Origin of the sequence: Pseudomonas sp. MF6394 (assembly GCF_002018845.1) — a bacterium.
Taxonomy (GTDB): domain Bacteria; phylum Pseudomonadota; class Gammaproteobacteria; order Pseudomonadales; family Pseudomonadaceae; genus Aquipseudomonas; species Aquipseudomonas lactis.
Map to the genome: position 1 here is coordinate 1 of NZ_MVOJ01000035.1, position 15,879 is coordinate 15,879.

Below are 15,879 nucleotides of genomic sequence, written 5' to 3' on the forward strand. Positions count from 1 at the left end.
CTGTTAGGCCGCCTTCGCAGGCAAGCCAGCTCCCACAGTTGGGTCGCGGGGAGTCAGGTAGATAGCCGTAGGCTGTTAGGCCGCCTTCGCAGGCAAGCCAGCTCCCACAGTTGGGTCGCGGGGAGTCAGGTAGATAGCCGTAGGCTGTTAGGCCGCCTTCGCAGGCAAGCCAGCTCCCACAGTTGGGTCGCGGGGCGTCAGGTAGATAACCGTAGGCTGGGAGGCCTCCTTCGCGAGCAAGCCCGCTCCCACAGTTGGATCGCGGGGTGTCTGGGATTGTGGGGGGGCAGGTGAATAGGCGTCGGCTACCAGGCCGTCACGGGAGCAAGCTCCCTCCCCACAGGTCCAGCGTCGTACCAAAATTGTGTAGATAGCTGTGGCCAACGCGAGCACATCTGCATTCTGTGCACTGCACATCAAAAGCCTTGATAAAAGCGCGCAGCCGCTCAGCTATACTCCCCTCCATTTGAACGGCCCTCGAGGAATTACTGTGAAGAACTGGACCCTGCGCCAAAGGATTTTGGCGAGCTTTGCGGTAATTATCGCGATCATGCTGCTGATGGTCGTAGTCTCGTATTCACGCCTGCTGAAAATCGAAGTCAGCGAAAACTCAGTCCGAGACGATGCAGTGCCGGGGGTGTTTTTCAGCTCGATGATTCGCAGCGCCTGGGTCGACAGCTACCTGCAAACCCAGGAACTGGTCGGTATCCACAAGAACCAGGGCATTTCCGAGGTTGACAAGCAGGACTACAAGTCTTTCGAAGCACGGCTCGAACAGCACATGGGTAGCTATGCGGCGACGATCAATATCGATCAGGATCGCACCGAGTTCGATGCCTTCGAAAAACTGCATCAGAACTACAATCGGATTCTCGCTCAGGTCCTGGAAGCACATCAGAGCAACAATTCAGCCGAAGCGCTGAGGTTGTTCAACGAGCAACTGACCCCCGCCTGGACCGCAGGCCGCATGAAGCTCAATGACATTATCAACGAGAACAAACAGGTCGCCGACAACGCCACCGCCGCCATCGATGATGCGGTAGCGGCCGCGAAGATCAGCATGGGCGTCTCGCTGCTGCTGGCAATTCTCGCCGCCGCGCTGTGCGGCCTGTTGCTGATGCGCGCGATCATGGCGCCCATGCAGCGCATCGTTCAAATCCTTGAAGTCATGCGCACCGGCGACCTGAGCAAGCGCCTGAACCTGGAGCGCAAGGACGAATTCAACGCAGTCGAAACCGGCTTCAACGACATGATGACCGAGCTGACTGCACTGGTGTCCCAGGCGCAGCGCTCATCGGTACAGGTCACTACCTCGGTCACCGAGATTGCCGCGACCTCCAAGCAGCAACAGGCCACCGCGACAGAAACCGCGGCGACGACCACCGAAATCGGCGCCACATCCCGCGAAATCGCCGCCACGTCCAAAGACTTGGTCCGCACCATGACCGAAGTGTCCACCGCCGCCGACCAGGCCTCGGTGGCAGCAGGTTCCGGCCAGCAGGGCCTGGCCCGCATGGAAGAAACCATGCACTCGGTGATGGGCGCCGCCGACTTGGTCAACGCCAAGCTGGCGATCCTCAATGAGAAGGCTGGCAACATCAACCAGGTGGTAGTGACCATCGTCAAGGTGGCCGACCAGACCAACCTGTTGTCCCTCAACGCGGCCATCGAGGCAGAGAAAGCCGGTGAATACGGGCGCGGCTTTGCCGTGGTTGCCACCGAAGTGCGTCGCCTGGCCGATCAGACCGCCGTGGCGACCTACGACATCGAACAGATGGTGCGCGAGATCCAGTCGGCGGTGTCGGCGGGGGTGATGGGCATGGACAAGTTTTCCGAGGAGGTGCGCCGGGGCATGTCTGAGGTGCAACAAGTGGGCGAGCAACTGTCGCAGATCATCCATCAGGTACAGGCCCTGGCGCCGCGGGTGTTGATGGTCAACGAAGGCATGCAGGCCCAGGCCACCGGCGCCGAGCAGATCAACCACGCGCTGGTGCAATTGGGCGATGCCAGCAGCCAGACCGTCGAATCCCTGCGCCAGGCCAGCTTTGCCATTGATGAACTGAGCCAGGTTGCGGTCGGTCTGCGCAGCGGCGTCTCGCGTTTCAAAGTCTGATGAGCGAGCTCGCGGCTAAACGCGGTGCCGTCCCGGCAGCGAAAAAGGCGTTGTTCCTGGTGTTTCGCATCGGCAACGAACGTTTTGCCCTCAAGGCCACCGAAGTGGCCGAGGTGCTGCCGCGCCTGGCGCTTAAACCCATCGCCCAAGCGCCCTTATGGGTGGCGGGTATCTTCGCCCATCGTGGGGTGCTGGTGCCGGTCATCGACTTGAGCGCGCTGACCTTCGGCACTTCGGCCCAGGCGCGCACCAGTACGCGCCTGGTGCTGGTCAATTACCAACCGCAGCCCTGGAGTGAGGCGCGTTGGCTGGGGCTGATCCTGGAACAGGCCACCGACACCCTGCGTTGCGACCCCGCCGAGTTCCAGCCCTATGGCCTGGACAACCAGCAGGCGCCGTACCTGGGGCCGGTGCGCGAGGATGCCCAAGGCTTGATGCAGTGGATTGGCGTCGCGGATCTGTTGACCGCGCCAGTGCGCGCCTTGTTGTTCTGTGCCGAGTTGAGCCTATGAGCAATGACCCGCGGTTTTTCGCGTTCTTGAAAGAACGCATCGGCCTGGACGTCGCTTCGGTGGGCGAGGCGATCATCGAACGCGCGGTGCGCCAGCGCTGCCAGTCGTCCCAGTCGCCGTCGGCGCAGGCTTACTGGCAGCACCTGCAAACCTCCCATGACGAGCAGCAAGCGCTGATCGAAGCGGTGATCGTCCCCGAGACCTGGTTTTTCCGCTATCCCGAATCCTTTGCCACCCTGGCCCGACTGGCCCAGGTGCGCCTGGCCGAGATTAACCAGATGCGCGCCCTGCGCATTCTCAGCCTGCCGTGTTCGACCGGCGAAGAGCCCTATTCGATTGCCATGGCCTTGCTCGATGCGGGTTTGGCGCCCCACCAGTTCAAAGTGCAGGGCATGGATGTCAGCCCGCTGTCTGTGGAGCGCGCGCGGCGGGGCGTGTATGGCAAGAACTCGTTTCGCGGCGCCGACCTTGAGTTTCGCGACCGCCACTTCACTGAAGACGCAGGCAGTTACCGCATCGCCGACCGAGTGCGCGAACAAGTGCGCCTGCAAGTCGGCAACTTGCTGGACCCGGCACTGCTGGCGAACGAGCCAACCTACGACTTTGTGTTCTGCCGCAACCTGCTGATCTACTTCGACCAGCCGACCCAGAAACAAGTGTTTGATGTGCTCAAGGCGTTGACTCACGTGGACGGCGTGCTGTTTATCGGCCCAGCCGAGGGCAGCCTGCTGGGGCGCCACGGTATGCGCTCCATCGGCGTGCCGCAGTCCTTCGCTTTCAGTCGGCATGTAGAACCGACCCCGCCGCCAGCACCTGTGGTCAAACCGACGCCCGCGCCGCTACCGCAGCGCAGGGCGGCGCCCATACCGCTCAAGCCGCGGCCGTTCAGCACGGTCAGCCCCCACGTGCCGCCGGTCAAAGGGGTGCCTACCGATGCCGGGGATTTGCTCAGCCAGATCGCAACCCTGGCCAACGAGGGCAAAAGTGCCGAGGCCCGTGCGGCCTGCGAGCGGTATTTGAGCAGCCACCCACCGGCCGCCCAGGTGTTTTATTGGCTGGGGCTGCTCAGCGATGTGGCTGGCAGTGCCCTGGAGGCCCAAGGGTATTACCGAAAAGCCCTGTATCTGGAACCGCAGCATCCCCAGGCCCTGATGCACCTGGCCGCGTTGCTCGAGTCCCAGGGCGACAGTGCCGGTGCGCGTCGTCTTCAGGCACGCGCCGCCCGTAGCGAGCGAGCTGACAGTGAGTCCAAACGATGAGTAGCCCTGACGTGCTCGACACCGCAGGCCTGGACCTGACGCTGACTGACACCCAAGCCATTGACGACTGTTGGAACCGCATCGGTATCCATGGCGACAAGTCCTGCCCGTTGTTGGCTGAGCACATCCACTGCCGCAATTGCTCGGTATATTCCGCCGCTGCCACGCGCCTGCTTGACCGCTACGCGCTGCAACAGGACGACCATCACGCGCAGGCAACTGCCGAAGCGGATAACGAGGTGGTCACCCGTTCGCTGTTGATGTTCCGCCTCGGCGAAGAATGGCTCGGTATCGCCACCCGCTGCCTGGTGGAAGTGGCGCCGTTGCAGCCGATCCACTCGCTGCCGCACCAGCGTTCCCGAGCGCTGCTGGGCGTGGCCAACGTACGCGGGGCGCTGGTGGCGTGCCTGTCACTGGTGGAACTGTTGGGCCTGGACAGCACCAGTGCCGGCGCCAGCGGCGGGCGGATCATGCCGCGCATGCTGATCATCGCTGCCCAGGACGGCCCGGTCGTCGTACCGGTAGATGAAGTAGACGGCATCCACGCCATCGATGAGCGCACCTTGAAGGCCGCATCGGTGTCCGGCACCCAGGCCAGCGCACGCTACACCCAAGGCGTGTTGCAGTGGAAAGGCCGCAGCCTGCGTTGGCTGGACGAAGCGCAATTGTTGTCCGCCGTGACCCGGAGCCTCGCATGACCCCCGACCAGATGCGCGATGCCTCGCTGTTGGAACTGTTCAGCCTGGAAGCGGACGCGCAGACCCAGGTATTGAGCGCGGGCCTGCTGGCGCTGGAGCGCAACCCGACCCAGGCCGACCAGCTCGAAGCCTGCATGCGCGCCGCGCATTCACTTAAAGGGGCGGCGCGGATTGTCGGCGTGGATGCCGGGGTCAGCGTGGCCCATGTCATGGAAGATTGCCTGGTCAGCGCCCAGGAGGGCCGCCTGTACCTGCAACCTGAACATATCGACGCGTTGCTGCAAGGCACCGACCTGCTGATGCGTATCGCCACCCCGGGCAACGATGTGGGGCCGGCGGATATCGAAGCGTACGTAGCGCTGATGGAGCGCTTGCTCGACCCCTCGCAGCCGATTGCCACGCCGGTGCCAAAACCCGAGCCCATCAGCGCGCCGCCGGTTGACGCGTTGCTGCTGGAGCCTGAGCTGGAGCCCGCGCCAGCGGTCAGTAGCGAAGCCCCGCGCCAGAACAAGCGCATGACCGAAGGCGGCGAGCGGGTGCTGCGGGTCACAGCCGAGCGCTTGAACAGCCTGTTGGACTTGTCCAGCAAATCCCTGGTGGAAACCCAGCGGCTCAAGCCGTACCTGGCCAGCCTGCAGCGGCTCAAGCGCATTCAGAGCAACAGCTTGCGTGCCCTCGACGCCCTGGATGGCCAGCTCAAATCCCTGGATCTGAACCTGGAAGCCCAGGAAGCCCTGGCCGATACCCGTCGCCTGCTGAGTGAAGCCCAGGCCCTGCTGGCGGAAAAAAACGCCGAGCTGGATGAGTTCGGTTGGCAGGCCGGCCAGCGTGCCCAGGTGCTCTACGACACCGCCTTGGCCTGCCGCATGCGGCCGTTTGCCGACGTGCTGGCCGGGCAGGTGCGCATGGTGCGTGACCTCGGTCGTAGCCTGGGCAAGCAGGTGCGCCTGGAGATTGAGGGCGAAAAGACCCAGGTCGACCGTGACGTACTGGAAAAGCTCGAAGCGCCGCTCACCCATTTATTGCGCAATGCGGTCGACCACGGCATCGAAACCCCTGAGCAGCGCGTGCTGGCGGGCAAGCCGGCGGAAGGCTTGATTCGCCTGCGCGCGTCCCATCAGGCCGGGCTGCTGGTGCTGGAGCTGAGCGATGACGGCAACGGTGTCGACCTCGAGCGCCTGCGCGGCACTATCGTCGACCGGCACCTGTCGCCGGTGGAAACGGCCTTGCGCCTGAGCGAAGAAGAGCTGCTCACGTTCCTGTTCCTGCCGGGGTTCAGCCTGCGCGACAAGGTCACCGAAGTGTCCGGGCGCGGTGTGGGCCTGGACGCGGTGCAGCATATGGTTCGCCAGTTGCGCGGCGCGGTGGTGCTGGAACAGACAGCAGGGCAGGGCAGCCGCTTCCATCTGGAGGTGCCGTTGACCTTGTCGGTGGTGCGCAGCCTGGTGGTAGAAGTCGGCGAAGAAGCCTATGCCTTCCCCCTGGCGCATATCGAACGCATGTGCGACCTGGCCCCCGACGACATCGTGCAGTTGGAAGGCCGCCAGCACTTCTGGCATGAGGGCCGGCACGTCGGCCTGGTTGCCGCTAGCCAGTTGCTGCAGCGCCCGCCGGGGCAGACCCCGTCAGATACCTTGAAAGTGGTGGTGATCCGCGAACGCGATGCCGTGTACGGGATTGCCGTGGAGCGTTTTATCGGCGAGCGCACCCTGGTGGTGTTGCCGCTGGATGATCGCCTGGGCAAGGTCCAGGACATTTCCGCCGGGGCCTTGCTCGATGACGGCTCGGTGGTGTTGATCGTCGATGTCGAAGACATGCTGCGTTCGGTGGATAAATTGCTCAACACCGGTCGCCTGGAGCGCATTGCCCGGCGCAGCCAGCAGGCCACCGAAGCGCCGCGCAAGCGTGTGCTGGTGGTGGACGACTCACTGACGGTGCGCGAGCTGCAACGCAAATTATTACTCAATCGTGGTTATGAAGTCGCTGTTGCGGTCGATGGCATGGATGGCTGGAACGCATTGCGCTCCGAGGACTTCGACCTGCTTATCACTGATATTGATATGCCTCGCATGGACGGTATTGAATTGGTCACACTTTTGCGCCGTGACAGTCGCCTGCAATCGTTGCCGGTGATGGTGGTTTCTTACAAGGATCGTGAAGAAGACCGCCGCCGTGGCCTCGACGCCGGGGCCGACTATTATTTAGCCAAAGCCAGTTTCCATGACGACGCCTTGCTCGACGCCGTGGTTGAACTGATTGGAGGCGCCCGGGCATGAGGATTGCGATCGTCAATGACATGCCTCTGGCGGTGGAAGCCTTGCGTCGTGCCTTGAGTTACGAGCCCGCCCATGAAGTGGTGTGGGTGGCCAGCAATGGCCTGGAAGCGGTGCAACGTTGTGCCGAGCTGACCCCGGACCTGATCCTGATGGATTTGATCATGCCGGTGATGGACGGCGTGGAAGCTACCCGGCAGATCATGGCCGACACGCCATGCCCGATCGTGATCGTCACTGTCGACCGCCAGGCCAACGTCAGCCGTGTGTTCGAAGCCATGGGCCACGGCGCCCTGGATGTGGTGGACACCCCGGCACTGGGCGTGGGCAACCCCAAGGATGCGGCGGCGCCGCTGTTGCGCAAGATCCTTAATATTGGCTGGCTGATCGGCCAGCGTGGTACCCGAGTGCGTGCCGAAACCCCGCCGCAGCGGGTCACCGGCAAGCGTCAACGGCTGGTCGCCATTGGATCTTCGGCCGGTGGGCCGGCGGCCCTGGAAGCCCTGCTCAAGGGCTTGCCCCGGGATTTTCCCGCCGCCATCGTGCTGGTGCAGCACGTGGACCAGGTGTTTGCCGCCGGCATGGCCGAGTGGTTGAGCAGCGCTTCAGGTCTGCCGGTGCGCCTGGCCTGTGAAGGCGAGCCGCCTCAACCCGGCGTGGTATTGCTGGCCGGCACCAACCATCATATTCGCTTGTTGAAAAATGGCACGCTAGCCTATACCGCAGAGCCGGTGAACGAGATTTACCGGCCGTCGATCGACGTGTTTTTCGAAAGCGTCGCCAGCCACTGGAACGGTGACGCCGTCGGCGTCTTGCTCACCGGCATGGGGCGCGACGGCGCCCAAGGCCTCAAGCTGATGCGCGAACAAGGATATTTGACCATCGCCCAGGACCAACAGAGCTCGGCGGTGTATGGCATGCCCAAAGCGGCGGCGGCGATTGACGCTGCTGTTGAAATTCGCCCACTGGATAGAATTGCGCCCCGATTGCTGGAGGTCTTTGCAAAATGAACAAAAATCTCCCGCCGTGCTGGCTTGCAGGTAGTAATTCAGGTGACTGCACATGAATGATTTACAGCTCGACGACTTCAAGACCGACGAAAACGCCGCCATGGTGTTGCTGGTCGACGACCAGGCCATGATCGGTGAAGCCGTGCGGCGTGGCCTGGCCCATGAAGAGAACATCGACTTCCACTTTTGTGCCGACCCGCACCAGGCCATTGCCCAGGCGATCCGCATCAAGCCCACGGTGATCCTGCAAGACCTGGTGATGCCGGGCCTGGACGGCCTGACCCTGGTGCGTGAATACCGCAATCACCCGGCCACCGCGAATATCCCCATCATCGTGCTGTCCACCAAGGAAGACCCGCTGATCAAGAGCGCGGCCTTTGCGGCCGGGGCCAACGATTACCTGGTCAAGCTGCCGGACAACATCGAGTTGGTGGCGCGCATCCGCTATCACTCGCGCTCCTACATGACCCTGTTGCAGCGCGACGCGGCCTACCGCGCGTTGCGCGTCAGCCAGCAACAGTTGTTGGACACCAACCTGGTGCTGCAACGTCTGATGAACTCCGACGGCCTGACCGGGCTCTCCAACCGCCGCCACTTCGACGAATACCTGGAGCTGGAATGGCGCCGCGCCATGCGCGACCAGACCCAACTGTCGCTGCTGATGATCGACGTGGACTTCTTCAAGACCTTCAACGACAGCTTCGGCCACGTCGAGGGCGACGAAGCCTTGCGCAAAGTCGCCAACACCATCCGTGAAGCCAGCAGCCGCCCTTCGGATTTGCCGGCGCGCTACGGCGGCGAAGAGTTCGCGCTGGTCCTGCCCAGCACCTCGCCGGGCGGCGCACGCCTGGTCGCGGAAAAACTACGCATGGCGGTGGCGGCGTTGAAAATCCCGCACATCGCCCCGGCGGAAGGTGCCAGCCTGACCATCAGTATTGGGCTGTCGACGTTGACGCCGGCTCAGGGCACGGACTGTCGGCAGTTGATCATGGCGGCGGACAAGGGCTTGTACACGGCCAAGAACAATGGGCGTAATCAGGTGGGCATCGAGTAATCCCCAGCGCCGCCCAACCCCCAATGTGGAAGGGGCAAGCCTTAATGCCCGTCAGTTAAGCGCAGATCCCCTGTGGGAGCGGGCTTGCTCGCGAATGCGGTGGGTCAGTCAACGCATTTAGTGACTGGTATCGCGCTTTCGCGAGCAAGCCCGCTCCCACATTTCAATCTTCATCGGTCTTGGGATCGTGTACAAACCCCCGCCTTTTCGGCCAAGCGGGCTGCCGTTTCCAGCTGTTTGCCGTTATACTCGCCGGCTTTCAAAAGTTCGCCAACGAGTGCTGCCCGCCATGGAAATCAACCCGATCCTTAACACCATCAAGGACCTGTCCGAGCGCTCCGAAACTATTCGGGGGTATCTTTGACTACGATCAAAAGCATGAGCGTCTGACCGAGGTCAATCGCGAGCTTGAAGATCCGAGTGTCTGGAACAAACCTGAATACGCCCAGGAACTGGGGCGCGAGCGCGCTGCGCTGGCACAGATCGTCGATACCCTCGACGAACTGAACACCGGCCTGGGTGATTGCCGCGACCTGCTGGACATGGCCGTCGAAGAAAACGACGAAGGCGCAGTGGGCGATGTCGTCGCCGAGCTGGCCCGTCTCGAGGAAAACCTCGCCAAGCTTGAATTCCGCCGCATGTTCAGCCATGAAATGGACCCGAACAACGCCTACCTGGATATCCAGGCCGGTTCCGGCGGCACCGAGGCCCAGGACTGGGCCAACATCCTGCTGCGCATGTACCTGCGCTGGGCCGACAAACGCGGTTTCGACGCGACCATCATGGAACTGTCCGCCGGTGAAGTGGCCGGTATCAAGGGCGCGACCGTGCACATCAAGGGCGAATACGCCTTTGGCTGGCTGCGCACAGAGATCGGCGTGCACCGCCTGGTGCGCAAGAGCCCGTTCGACTCCGGCAACCGTCGCCACACCTCATTCTCTGCGGTGTTCGTCTCGCCAGAGATCGACGACAAGGTGGAAATCGAGATCAACCCGGCCGACCTGCGGATCGACACCTACCGTTCCTCCGGTGCCGGTGGCCAGCACGTAAACACCACTGACTCGGCCGTACGTATTACCCACGTACCGACCAACACCGTGGTCAGCTGCCAGAACGAACGTTCCCAGCACGCCAACAAGGACACCGCCATGAAAATGCTGCGGGCCAAGTTGTACGAGCAGGAAATGCAGAAGCGCAACGCCGCTTCCCAAGCGCTGGAAGACACCAAGTCGGATATCGGCTGGGGTCACCAGATCCGTTCGTACGTGCTCGATGCCTCGCGGATCAAGGATCTGCGCACTAACATCGAACGCAGCGACTGCGACAAGGTACTCGACGGCGATATCGACGAATACCTGGAAGCCAGCCTGAAATCCGGCCTCTAACACCCTCTGTGGGAGCGGGCTTGCCCGCGATCCCCCGCCGAAGGCTGGGGACAACGAACCTGATGGAATATTTAAAGACATGAGCGACCAACAACTCGACCCGCAAGCCCTGCAACAGGAAGAAAACTCCCTGATCGCCCTGCGCAAGGAAAAGCTTGCTGCCGAGCGCGCCAAGGGTAACGCCTTCCCCAACGACTTCCGCCGCGACAACTACTGCGATGCCTTGCAGAAGCAATACGCGGACAAGACCAAGGAAGAACTGGCAGAGGCTGCGATCCCGGTCAAGGTGGCAGGTCGCATCATGCTCAACCGTGGCTCGTTCATGGTGATCCAGGACATGACCGGTCGCATTCAGGTCTACGTCAACCGCAAGACCCTGTCCGAAGAAACCCTGGCCTCGGTGAAGACCTGGGACATGGGCGACATCATCGCCGCCGAAGGCACCCTGGCCCGTTCCGGCAAGGGCGACCTGTACGTCGAGATGACCAACGTGCGCCTGCTGACCAAGTCCCTGCGCCCGCTGCCAGACAAGCACCACGGCCTGACCGACACCGAACAGCGCTATCGCCAGCGCTACGTTGACCTGATCGTCAACGAAGACGTGCGCCAGACCTTCCGCGTGCGCTCGCAAGTCATTGCCCACATCCGCAGCTTCCTGATGCAGCGTGACTTTCTGGAAGTCGAAACCCCGATGCTGCAGACCATCCCGGGTGGTGCCGCAGCCAAGCCGTTCGAAACCCACCACAACGCGCTGGACATGGAAATGTTCCTGCGTATCGCGCCGGAGCTGTACCTCAAGCGCCTGGTGGTTGGCGGCTTCGAGAAAGTGTTCGAGATCAACCGCAACTTCCGCAACGAAGGCGTCTCGACCCGTCACAACCCAGAATTCACCATGTTGGAGTTCTACCAGGCCTACGCCGACTACGAAGACAACATGGACCTGACCGAAGAGCTGTTCCGCGAGCTGGCACAGCTGGTGCTGGGCAGCACCGACGTGCCGTACGGCGACAAGGTGTTCCACTTCGGCGAGCCATTCGTGCGCCTGTCGGTGTTCGACTCGATCCTCAAGTACAACCCCGAGCTGACCGCTGACGACCTCAACGACATCGACAAGGCCCGTGCCATTGCCAAGAAAGCCGGCGCCAAGGTGCTGGGCTTCGAAGGCCTGGGCAAGCTGCAGGTGATGATTTTCGAAGAGCTGGTGGAGCACAAGCTGGAACAGCCGCACTTCATCACCCAGTACCCGTTCGAAGTGTCGCCGCTGGCCCGTCGCAACGACGACAACCCGAACGTCACCGATCGTTTCGAGCTGTTCATCGGTGGCCGCGAAATCGCCAACGCCTATTCCGAGCTTAACGACGCGGAAGACCAGGCCGAGCGTTTCATGGCCCAGGTGGCCGACAAGGACGCCGGTGACGACGAAGCCATGCACTACGATGCCGACTTCGTACGGGCCCTGGAATACGGCATGCCGCCCACTGCCGGTGAAGGCATCGGCATCGACCGTCTGGTGATGTTGTTGACCAACTCGCCGTCGATCCGCGATGTGATCCTGTTCCCGCACATGCGGCCACAAGCGTAACCGTAGCGAAATCCGAAGCCGCCTTTTATAAGGCGGCTTTTTTATGTGGCCTGTACGAGTGTCAAGCAAACAGCGCCAGGTTTTGTTCTATTCAAGGATGTGTGTGGTGAACCGCGTAATGGCTCAAGAAGGTGCCGCCGGCATTGCTGCTGCCGTGGCTGAAAGCGTTCAGTACCAGGGCCGCAAGGCCAGTCGGCGGGGCAGCGAGCAACGCCGGCAAGACATTCTCGATGCGGCCATGCGTATCGTCGTGCGCGATGGCGTGCGGGCCGTGCGTCACCGGGCAGTGGCGGCAGAGGCGGGGGTGCCGCTGTCGGCCACCACCTATTACTTCAAAGACATCGACGACCTGCTCACCGACACCTTCGCCCAGTACGTGGAACGCAGCGCCGCATTCATGGGCAAGCTGTGGGTGCGTAACGAAGGCCTGTTACGCGAGATGGTCGCCTATGGCGACGGTAGCCCGGAGTCGCGCTCGCAACTGGCCGATGACATCGCACGCCTGACCGCCGACTATGTGCTGCGCCAACTGACCAACCGGCGCGAATACCTGATGGCCGAGCAGGCCTTTCGCCAGGAAGCCCTGCTCAACCCACGCCTGGCCGAACTGGTACGCTCCCATCAACAGATCCTGTTGCAAGGCACCGGGCAGTTTTTCCAGGTATTGGGTTCCCGTGAGCCGCAGCAGGATGCCAAGGTGTTGACGGCTATCATCAGTCGGATGGAATATCAGGGCCTGTTGGGCGGCGCAGAGCCTCTGACCGGGGAAGAGATGCTTGAAATCCTCAAGCGCTACATGCACCTGGTATTGGCCTCGGTCTGACAGCGTTCGATGAAAGCCTGATAACGTTCAACGTTTAAAGAGGAAGCACCGGGTGGACGATTACCAGCAGACGATACGCACCTTGTCCGATCGCATTGTGCTGGCGCAAACACCGATCCGCGTTCTCGATGCGGTGAAATGGGACGAGAACATTCGCCAGGGATTCCTCAAGGCCAAAGGCAAGGCGATGCCTGCCGTAGACCGTGATTACTACCTGAACCGGCCGCTGTCGTTCGATTCCAGTGCGGTGAAGCTGGAGTTCCAGAACATCGAGCGCGACATCACCCGTCGCCTTGGGCAATTCAGTCCGGTGGGGCAGATCATGCGGCGCATGTGCCGCGAATACCGGATGGTGGTGCGCATGCTTGAAGCGCGCGGCACCGAGGACTTCGGCCTGATTTCCCAGGAGCTGTACGGCGCCGCCTCCGATGCGTTCCACGCCGGCGACCCGACCCTGGCCGACCTTGGCCTGATGCTCTCCGACTACCTGAACAACATCGACGGTCGGGGTGACCTCAAGGACGAAGCCAAGACCCTCACCGCCAAAGATGCGGTCAGCCTGCTGCAAACCCGCCTGAACAAGGTGTTTGGCGAGGCGGAAGAAACCATCCGGGTATTCGAGTCCGACGGCATCGTCGCCGATGCGGCGGCGGGCGCCGACTATATCAAGATCCGCGCCGACGCGATGTTCAACGACCGCGACGTGCGCGCCCTCGAAGTGCATGAAGGCCTGGTGCATGTGGGCACCACCCTCAACGGCCAGAACCAGCCGATCTGCACGTTCCTGTCCAAGGGCCCGCCGTCGTCCACCGTTACCCAGGAAGGCCTGGCGATCCTGATGGAAATCATCACGTTTGCCTCCTACCCCAGCCGCTTGCGCAAACTCACCAACCGGACACGCGCCATCCATATGGTGGAGGAGGGGGCCGACTTCCTGCAGGTGTTCGAGTTCTTCCGCGAGCAAGGCTTTGAAATGGCCGAAAGCTATGGGAATGCCAGCCGGGTTTTCCGTGGTTCGGTGCCCACCGGTCTGCCATTTACCAAGGATTTGTCCTACCTCAAGGGCTTTATCATGGTCTACAACTACATTCAGCTCGCCGTACGCAAAGGCAAGCTGGAACAGGTGCCGCTGCTGTTCTGCGGCAAGACCACCCTTGAAGACATGCGTACCCTGCGCCAATTGGTCGACGAAGGCCTGGTGGTGCCGCCCAAGTATTTGCCGGAGCAGTTTCGCGACATGAACGCGCTGGCGGCCTGGATGTGCTTCTCCAACTTCCTCAACCACTTGAGCCTGGACCGGATCGAGGCGGATTACTCCAATATCCTTTAACTGACGAAACCGAATCAAAATGTGGGAGCTGGCTTGCCTGCGATAGCGGTGAGTCAGCCAGCACTCATTCAACTGATAGACCGCTATCGCAGGCAAGCCAGCTCCCACATTTGATCTCCATGGGTCTTCAGAACTTTCGCGAGGCTTCAACGGATGAGAATCCTCGGCATTTTATGCCTGCTACTCACATTGAACGGTTGCAGCTCCTTGCTGTTCTACCCCGAGCCCGGCCTGCCGTTCACCCCGGAAAAAGCCCACCTGCAATACCGCGACGTCACGCTCACCACCGCAGACGGGGTGAAGCTGCACGCCTGGTGGCTGCCGGCCAAAGCCGGTGTACCGCTCAAGGGCACCGTCCTGCATTTGCACGGCAACGGCGGTAACCTCGCCTGGCACCTGGGAGGAAGTTGGTGGTTGCCGGAACAGGGCTATCAAGTACTGTTGCTGGACTATCGTGGTTATGGGCTGTCGGAAGGCAAGCCATCGCTGCCGGCGATCTACCAGGATATCGACGCCGCCTTCGGCTGGATCGACAAGGCGCCTGAAACCCAGGGTCAACCGCTGATTATTCTCGGGCAAAGCCTGGGCGGTGCACTGGCGGTGCATTACCTGGCCGCCCACCCGGAGCGTCAAACCCAACTCAAAGCGCTGGTACTGGACGGCGTGCCAGCCAGTTATCGTGACGTAGGACAATTCGCCTTGAGCACTTCCTGGTTAACCTGGCCGTTGCAGGTGCCGCTGTCGTGGCTGGTGCCCGACGCCGACAGTGCGATCAATGCCATGCCCCGCGTGACCGGCGTGCCCAAGCTGCTGTTCCACAGCCTGGATGATCCCATCGTGCCGGTGGCCAATGGCATCCGCCTGTATCAGGCCGCACCGCCGCCCAGGGTGTTGCAACTGACCCGTGGCGGCCATGTGCAGACCTTTGCCGACAAAACCTGGCAGACCGTGATGCTGCGTTACCTGGACGACCCGCGGCACTTCAACGGCTTGCGCCGCCTGGGCGAAATTCCGAATTACCCTATTCCTAAAGTTGAGTCATCAGAGAGCCCGCAATGAGTGAAGAACGCAACATGATCCCGCTGATTCTCACCGGTATCGGCACCATCATCGGTACCGTTGGCTGCCTGTGGTACTACGGCTACCTGCACTTCGCCAAGCCGGAAGATGCGTTGCTGCTCAGCGACTTCACCATGCTCAAGACCGTGCCGGGTGAGGATTACAAGGTCTCCCTGACCCCGGCGGCGCAAGTGGCGCAGTGCGTTGACGGCGTGTTGGTGATGTTTGATACCGAACAGAAAGGCTTGAGCGGCGTGCTGGTGAACAATAAGAAGCAGGCCGTGCGTTGCATGGGCCAGGAAACCCCGCAGTTGCAACAGTGAGCCTGTCACACCGTTGAGTTTCCCGGTTCGGGTGGCTCCGGTGGTTCCCAGGGGGCTGGAGGCGCTCAAGGCTCCGGTGGCTCCCAAGGCGCTGGCGGGGATGAGCGTCTCGAAAAACTGCAGAAGCTGCTGGCAGAAAAACAGGCGGCCCAAGGTGCACAAGGCGGTGAAGGTGGCGCATCGGGCCAAGGCTCGATCAACTACTGATCGGCATCCCTCCCAGAGCCCGCCTTTTAGCGGCGTTTTTTCATATCAGCGGCCCTACAGACATCATCGACGTGCCAGGATCTCGTAACGAAATTGTTTGGAACCCAATTGCGTCTGATGCCACAAAGAGCGATGTAATTACGCGAAGTGGGGGCGGGAAGGCAGTGATAAGAATTGATGCGATATGCAATATGCTGGCTATGGTCAGGGCGCATCAGGCGTTGGAGCGGGCGGATGCGCAAGAACAGGCG

At 61.7% G+C, this 15,879-nt stretch carries 13 protein-coding genes; all 13 read left to right on the plus strand.

The features are described 5' to 3' along the window. Positions 1 to 490: 490 nt before the first annotated feature. The 13 genes from MF6394_RS27040 to MF6394_RS27100 all read left to right on the plus strand — a co-directional run bounded on the left by MF6394_RS27040 (position 491) and on the right by MF6394_RS27100 (position 15,421). Positions 491 to 2,113 carry a methyl-accepting chemotaxis protein gene (locus tag MF6394_RS27040; protein WP_044272237.1) on the plus strand — a complete coding sequence of 541 codons (1,623 nt, stop codon included), beginning with the start codon at positions 491 to 493 and terminating at the stop codon, positions 2,111 to 2,113. After that, the gene (locus tag MF6394_RS27045; protein ID WP_003189072.1) at positions 2,113 to 2,625 is read left to right on the plus strand and encodes a chemotaxis protein CheW; all 513 of its coding nucleotides are present in this window, start codon (positions 2,113 to 2,115) and stop codon (positions 2,623 to 2,625) included. The genes MF6394_RS27040 and MF6394_RS27045 overlap by 1 nt, the downstream gene beginning before the upstream one ends. After that, complete coding sequence (locus MF6394_RS27050) at positions 2,622 to 3,884, plus strand: CheR family methyltransferase (protein ID WP_078467914.1); 1,263 nt, start codon at positions 2,622 to 2,624, stop codon at positions 3,882 to 3,884. Before MF6394_RS27045 ends, MF6394_RS27050 begins: the two co-directional genes overlap by 4 nt. Further along, positions 3,881 to 4,582, plus strand: a complete 702-nt coding sequence (locus MF6394_RS27055) for a chemotaxis protein CheW (RefSeq protein WP_078467915.1) — start codon at positions 3,881 to 3,883, stop codon at positions 4,580 to 4,582. Before MF6394_RS27050 ends, MF6394_RS27055 begins: the two co-directional genes overlap by 4 nt. Beyond that, on the plus strand, positions 4,579 to 6,858 hold the full coding sequence (locus MF6394_RS27060; protein WP_069558392.1) for a hybrid sensor histidine kinase/response regulator: 2,280 nt from the start codon (positions 4,579 to 4,581) through the stop codon (positions 6,856 to 6,858). The genes MF6394_RS27055 and MF6394_RS27060 overlap by 4 nt, the downstream gene beginning before the upstream one ends. Continuing rightward, entirely contained in the window at positions 6,855 to 7,865 is a 1,011-nt protein-coding gene (locus tag MF6394_RS27065; protein WP_047712720.1) for a chemotaxis response regulator protein-glutamate methylesterase, read from the plus strand. The genes MF6394_RS27060 and MF6394_RS27065 overlap by 4 nt, the downstream gene beginning before the upstream one ends. 52 nt (positions 7,866 to 7,917) lie before the next feature. Continuing rightward, positions 7,918 to 8,919, plus strand: a complete 1,002-nt coding sequence (locus MF6394_RS27070; protein ID WP_044272245.1) for a response regulator — start codon at positions 7,918 to 7,920, stop codon at positions 8,917 to 8,919. 289 nt (positions 8,920 to 9,208) lie between these two features. Further along, a protein-coding gene (prfB, locus tag MF6394_RS27075; protein ID WP_096001736.1) for a peptide chain release factor 2 occupies positions 9,209 to 10,304 on the plus strand; the annotation gives its coding sequence in 2 pieces (ribosomal slippage) (positions 9,209 to 9,280 and positions 9,282 to 10,304; 1,095 coding nt in all). A 79-nt stretch (positions 10,305 to 10,383) separates the two neighbouring features. Continuing rightward, complete coding sequence (lysS, locus tag MF6394_RS27080) at positions 10,384 to 11,886, plus strand: lysine--tRNA ligase (RefSeq protein WP_003189082.1); 1,503 nt, start codon at positions 10,384 to 10,386, stop codon at positions 11,884 to 11,886. A 106-nt stretch (positions 11,887 to 11,992) separates the two neighbouring features. Beyond that, positions 11,993 to 12,709: a TetR/AcrR family transcriptional regulator gene (locus MF6394_RS27085; protein ID WP_078467916.1), complete on the plus strand. Its 717-nt coding sequence runs from the start codon at positions 11,993 to 11,995 to the stop codon at positions 12,707 to 12,709. Positions 12,710 to 12,761: 52 nt separating this feature from the next. Beyond that, a complete protein-coding gene (locus tag MF6394_RS27090; RefSeq protein WP_014717201.1) occupies positions 12,762 to 14,039 on the plus strand; it encodes a flavohemoglobin expression-modulating QEGLA motif protein in 1,278 nt (425 codons plus the stop codon). A gap of 153 nt (positions 14,040 to 14,192) precedes the next feature. Then, the gene (locus MF6394_RS27095; protein WP_047712721.1) at positions 14,193 to 15,098 is read left to right on the plus strand and encodes an alpha/beta hydrolase; all 906 of its coding nucleotides are present in this window, start codon (positions 14,193 to 14,195) and stop codon (positions 15,096 to 15,098) included. Then, complete coding sequence (locus MF6394_RS27100; protein WP_003189087.1) at positions 15,095 to 15,421, plus strand: hypothetical protein; 327 nt, start codon at positions 15,095 to 15,097, stop codon at positions 15,419 to 15,421. Before MF6394_RS27095 ends, MF6394_RS27100 begins: the two co-directional genes overlap by 4 nt. Positions 15,422 to 15,879 lie beyond the last annotated feature (458 nt).